This is a genomic window from Cereibacter sediminicola, from assembly GCF_007668225.1.
Taxonomy (GTDB): Bacteria; Pseudomonadota; Alphaproteobacteria; order Rhodobacterales; family Rhodobacteraceae; genus Cereibacter_A; species Cereibacter_A azotoformans.
Genome location: NZ_VDEK01000084.1, coordinates 1 through 2,272 on the forward strand (window position 1 = coordinate 1; position 2,272 = coordinate 2,272).

Here is a 2,272-nt window from a genome sequence, read left to right on the forward strand (position 1 = left end):
ACCAAGGCTGGCAGGTGAATCAATTCACCGCACCAACTTGTGGGTAACTGCAAGCCTCGGCGGAGCCTTACGAATAAGCCGGGCCAAGATGGAGAACCGCGCGTCCCGCTCCTCATACAGGGGCCGACCTCGAGGGGCCATTCTTCGCCGGAGGTTTCAGGACACCGATCGACTCTCAGGCCATCTTCCACTCACCACTAGCCGCTTTTCGCGCCCGCCCGGGGTTTGGGCGGGCGCGCGTTCGTGAGCCCGCGGTCATGGGCACGGGTGCGTAAAGTCCGGCCGTGGCGCAGCAGCGCCAAGACGGTGCGAGCCATCTTCGCGGCCAAGGCGACGACGGCAACATTCTGGTGGGCCCGTCTCAGGAGCGCCCGCAGCCGCGCACCGACCTCGGTGTCGCCCCTCGCGAGCGTCGACATCGCCGACCGGGCGCCTTGGATCAGCATCTTTCGCAGATATCTGCTGCCACGCTTGGCCATTCCGAGCAGCCGTAGTTTGCCGCTGGTGGTGGCTTGGCGCGGCACCAGGCCCAGCCATGCGGCGAGGTCGCGGCCCTTGCCGAAGGTTGCCGCGTTTCCGACCGCGGCCACGAGAGCGGTCGCGTTCAATGCCCCGATGCCGCGAATGCTGGTCAGTCACCTGGCCCTGTCGTCGCTGCGCGCCATGGCGGCGAACTCGGCGTCGAATGCTGCAACCCGGCGGTCCAGTTCGTCCCACCGGGCGGGCATGTCGCTGAGCAGGAAGACCATGCGCGGGTTCAGGGCGTCGGTGCCGTCATCCAGAAGCTCGCGCAACAAGGGGCGCAGAGGGGCGTGCCCCTGCGCCACGATGTGCCCACATTCGAGCAGAAGGCTCCGGATCTGGTTGGTCAGGGACGTGCGCTCACCGACCAGGCGATCGCGCACCCGGTGCAGGGTCTGGGTGTCGAGTTGCTCCTCGCTCTTGAGCTCAAAAAAACGCATGGTCATGGTCGGGCGCGTCGCAGCTTCGGCAATCGCTTCGGCGTCCCGGTCGTCGTTCTGCTGTGCCTTCACGTAACTGCGCGCATCATTCAGTCTCCTTGCAGAGGTTAATCACCCCGCAAGCGGATGATCAATGGTTCCTAACTTTAAGGGTGTGAACACAACAAAAGACGAAACCAAAGACAGCTAGGCGATGCTTTGCCCATGGCCGTAGATTAAGTGTTTCAACCCTTTATTGCCGCAGGGAGTGGTATTGCATGTATCTTCCAAAGCCTTCAGAGACCGAGCAAATGCCCGATCAAGCTCCATCGATATATGGGATTGACTTGGAAGCCGTAGCGCATGCCCTTGACCAGCAGGCGGAGGAGAACTGCAAGGTCCCTGTGGGCTTCTGGTTGCTGATCTTCTCGGGACTCGGCCTGCTGCTTTTGCTGGTCCTCTTCGCCCTCGCCTTCTTCTGAAGACAGCTCCCGCGCTTCTCAACCCGGCTTATTCGGGGAACTCCCCAGGATGCGGTTGCATGCGCCAGAAAGCGTCGTATATTTAGTTCAGCCTGAACAACGCGATCAAGTACCCGCGTGGCTATAATCCTGGAGCTGCCCCCGCCGGATCACCGCGAGGACGAGGGCGATGACGACAGCCAGAAACTTCCTCAGGTGGGCGAGGATCTTGCGGATGTTGTGGCCGCAGCCGCAGGGGACGGCGAAGGTGCCCTTCAGAAAGCAGCGCGCGAGCCTTCCGTCGGTCTTCCTGTGACCCGGGCTCAATGCTGCTGCGTCGGCGCAGCGCCGGTGGCAGGCCGCGGCGGGTGCCGCTGATCAGGACCTGGGTGTGCTGGACGCCGTGGCACTTGTAGCCGCGGCCGACGACGGTGCGCTTGGGTGGGTGGTGACCTGCCACGGGAGTTTCATCCAGCCGCGACCGGAGCCCGATGGTCATTTATACCTTTCGGCGCGGGGTGAGCAATCGCCCGGCACGCGGAGCTTTCATCTCGCGCAGCGGGTCGGGCGATTGCTTGGGCGAGGTGCAGGGCGAAGCCTGCGGGGGTCTGGTAGTCCGGCCTGAACAACCGTGAAGTGGTTGATCCAAGGCGATAAACCCGAGGTTTTGGTGGCCATGGCCTGCAGGATTTCATAGGATTCGGCGCGGAACCCTGCAATTTTGGCCCGTCGCATGAAGCATCGTCCCCGTCCTCCCGAGCAGAACGACCTCTTCCGGCCGCGCCTCGTCGACATGATCGACATGCGTCACGAGTTGGTCACGCTGGCGGGGCTGATCGACTGGGAGTTCTTCGAGCGCGAATGGGCCGG

At 63.2% G+C, this 2,272-nt stretch carries 1 protein-coding gene and 4 pseudogenes; 2 read left to right on the top strand and 3 right to left on the bottom strand.

What is annotated here, in order from left to right:
• Positions 1 to 197: 197 nt before the first annotated feature.
• Positions 198 to 1,043 (bottom strand): annotated as a pseudogene (locus FG154_RS21650) (IS110 family RNA-guided transposase); the annotation flags it as partial.
• Between the two features lie 176 nt (positions 1,044 to 1,219).
• On the opposite strand from FG154_RS21650, the gene FG154_RS20265 reads away from it, so the two are divergent.
• The gene (locus FG154_RS20265; protein ID WP_145111902.1) at positions 1,220 to 1,423 is read left to right on the top strand and encodes a hypothetical protein; all 204 of its coding nucleotides are present in this window, start codon (positions 1,220 to 1,222) and stop codon (positions 1,421 to 1,423) included.
• A 105-nt stretch (positions 1,424 to 1,528) separates the two neighbouring features.
• Here FG154_RS20265 and FG154_RS20270 read toward each other — a convergent pair.
• Together FG154_RS20270 and FG154_RS20275 are read right to left on the bottom strand one after the other, a co-directional pair.
• Positions 1,529 to 1,853 (bottom strand): annotated as a pseudogene (locus FG154_RS20270) (IS5/IS1182 family transposase); the annotation flags it as partial.
• Between the two features lie 16 nt (positions 1,854 to 1,869).
• Positions 1,870 to 2,019 (bottom strand): annotated as a pseudogene (locus FG154_RS20275) (IS3 family transposase); the annotation flags it as partial.
• Between the two features lie 116 nt (positions 2,020 to 2,135).
• Here FG154_RS20275 and FG154_RS20280 point away from each other — a divergent pair.
• Positions 2,136 to 2,272, top strand: a pseudogene (locus tag FG154_RS20280) (IS5/IS1182 family transposase); the annotation flags it as partial.